This is a genomic window from Coleofasciculus sp. FACHB-712, from assembly GCF_014695635.1.
In the GTDB taxonomy this organism is placed as follows: Bacteria; Cyanobacteriota; Cyanobacteriia; order Cyanobacteriales; family FACHB-T130; genus FACHB-T130.
This window is the reverse complement of record NZ_JACJOQ010000425.1, coordinates 1-2,716: the sequence shown is the minus strand read 5'-3', so window position 1 is coordinate 2,716 and position 2,716 is coordinate 1. Positions and strand designations below refer to the sequence as shown.

General features: G+C 46.5%; 2 protein-coding genes and 1 pseudogene. 1 reads left to right on the top strand and 2 read right to left on the bottom strand.

What is annotated here, in order from left to right; all coding sequences use genetic code 11:
• Together H6F50_RS27080 and sufB are read right to left on the bottom strand one after the other, a co-directional pair.
• Positions 1 to 89 (bottom strand): annotated as a pseudogene (locus H6F50_RS27080) (ABC transporter ATP-binding protein); the annotation flags it as partial.
• Between the two features lie 160 nt (positions 90 to 249).
• Positions 250 to 1,689 (bottom strand): Fe-S cluster assembly protein SufB, encoded by a 1,440-nt coding sequence (gene sufB / locus H6F50_RS13110; protein ID WP_190412101.1) that lies wholly within the window; start codon positions 1,687 to 1,689, stop codon positions 250 to 252.
• A gap of 203 nt (positions 1,690 to 1,892) precedes the next feature.
• On the opposite strand from sufB, the gene sufR reads away from it, so the two are divergent.
• A complete protein-coding gene (gene sufR, locus H6F50_RS13105; protein ID WP_190429036.1) occupies positions 1,893 to 2,531 on the top strand; it encodes an iron-sulfur cluster biosynthesis transcriptional regulator SufR in 639 nt (212 codons plus the stop codon).
• Positions 2,532 to 2,716 lie beyond the last annotated feature (185 nt).

Below are 2,716 nucleotides of genomic sequence, written 5' to 3'. Positions count from 1 at the left end.
AGATTCAAACCCTTAAGAATCGGAGTTTCATCAACATTTGCCGTGAGATCCCGAACTGATAGGATCACCTCACTATTTTCAATAATCATCTTTCCTCTCTTCTTCCTCTATGCCCTTAGCGTCTTCGCGGTTTTTTATTCTATTTCAGCCTAAAGGTAGGCAATGCCGCCTTACCTTTTTGAGTAAAGAAATTCAACAGATAAACACAAATAAACACGAATGATTATCTGTGTTTATCTGTAGTTTCATTTATCCCACACTGCCTTCTAACTTCATGCTCAACAACCTATCAGCTTCAACAGCAAATTCCATCGGCAGCTGATTAAACACATCCTTACAGAAGCCGCTAATCATCATCGAAATAGCATCTTCTGCGGAAATGCCCCGCTGCGAGAAAAAGAATAGCTGTTCTTCCCCAATTTTTGAGGTAGAAGCTTCATGCTCCACTTTTCCGGTGTTATTTTGCACCTGAATATAGGGGAAAGTATTCGCTTGGGCATTATCGCCAATCAGCATTGAGTCGCACTGAGAATAATTTCTCGCACCCTTTGCCTTGGGGCCAATTTTCACCAAACCGCGATAGCTATTTGCCGACTTACCCGCCGAAATTCCCTTGGAAATAATCGTGCTGCGAGTGTTTTTGCCGATATGCACCATTTTGGTTCCGGTGTCGGCTTGCTGCATATGATTCGTGAGGGCAACGGAGTAAAACTCACCCACGGAATTATCGCCAACTAGCACGCAACTTGGGTATTTCCAGGTAATTGCGGAACCCGTTTCTACCTGCGTCCAAGAAATCTTGGAATTGACTCCCTGACACAGCCCGCGCTTGGTGACAAAGTTGTAAATACCGCCTTTGCCGTTTTCGTCTCCGGGGTACCAGTTTTGTACCGTGGAGTATTTAATCTCAGCGTTGTCGAGGGCAACCAGTTCCACGACAGCCGCGTGCAGCTGGTTGGTGTCAAACATCGGTGCTGTGCAGCCTTCCAGATATGACACAGAGCTGCCTTCTTCGGCAATAATTAGCGTGCGCTCAAACTGCCCCGTATCTCCGCTGTTGATGCGGAAGTAGGTGGAGAGTTCCATCGGGCATTTGGTGCCTTTGGGGATGTAGACGAAGGAACCATCGCTGAATACGGCTGAGTTGAGGGCGGCGAAGTAATTATCTGCTACTGGCACAACGCTGCCGAGGTACTTCTGCACCAGTTCTGGGTGTTCCCGCAAAGCTTCGGAGATGGAACAGAAGATCACGCCGTCTTTGGCTAGCTTCTCTTTAAATGTTGTGGCAACTGAAACACTATCAAAGATGGCATCTACGGCAACGTTAGACAACCGCTTTTGCTCTGAAAGCGAAATCCCTAGCTTCTCGTAGGCTTCTAACAAAGTTGGATCGACTTCATCTAGACTGCCCAGCTTTTTGGGCTTTTGCTTGGGTGCCGAGTAGTAGATGATGTCTTGATAGTCAATAGCCGGATACTTGACATGAGGCCAAGTTGGTTCGGTCATTTTCAACCATTGCCGATAGGCTTTGAGGCGAAACTCTAGCATGAACTCCGGTTCTTCTTTCTTGGCGGAGATCAGGCGAACAACGTCCTCACTGAGACCGCGAGGAATGCTATCTGTCTCAATGTCTGTGACAAAGCCGTACTTATAGGGCTGATTGACTAAGGTTTTGACGCTAGCAGTCATAGAAAAAAGTGTTCTCGCGTGTTTGTTTCGGACAAATCTCTCAGGATGGCAGGCTCAGGGCATGGGCGTCCAGAGTAGATCGCCCAGTCAAACTGCAATTACAATAGTAAAACAACAGGCTTGTTGCTTTACTTAATTCTATTTTAAAATACTTTAGCAACATAGATGTTGTCAAAGTCCAGTAGGAATTTTACCGCAAGACGATGGCGATTACTCAGCAGCCTTCCACCAAACAGGACATCTTGCAACATTTACTGAAAACAGGTCAAGCCACGGCTCAGGAGCTGGCTGACGCCTTTGAGGTAAGTCCGCAGGCGATTCGGCGTCATCTGAAGGATTTGGAGACAGAAGGGCTAATCGTGCATCAATCGGTGCCTGCGGCGATGGGACGCCCGCAGCACGTCTACGAGCTGAGTCAAGAAGGGCGCGATCGCTTCCCCAGTCGTTACGGAGAGTTTGCCGTTGATTTCCTAGACACCTTGACAGAAACGCTCGGTTATGAGCAAGCAAGTACGGTGTTGCGAAAGCACTGGGAACGCAAGGCAATGGAATATCAAGTGAGGCTGGGAAAGGGAAATTTGCGCGATCGCGTTGCCAAATTAGTCGAACTCCGCAAAGCTGAAGGCTACATGGCAGAGTGGTATCCTTTGGAGGAAAACGATACTCAATTTATATTGGTAGAGCATAACTGTGCCATTTCCCACGTCGCCTCGTCTTTCCCCAGCGTTTGCGGACATGAATTAGAAATGTTTGCTGCTGCTCTGCAAGATTGTAAAGTAGAACGGACGCACTGGATTATTAACGGAGAACATCGCTGCGGCTATTTAATTAAGGAACAGTAACTAAAAATATTTATGACTCAACCACAGCAACCATCAGAACAATTTTTGACATACGAAGAAGCGGTTAAGGTAGATTCAGCACTGCTTCAAACTCATGAAAAATTTATAACAAGATTAACTATTTCATCTCTAAGAGTGTTGAAACACATCGCCGAAGAGTACGGTGTTGTTATTGAAGATTTAAC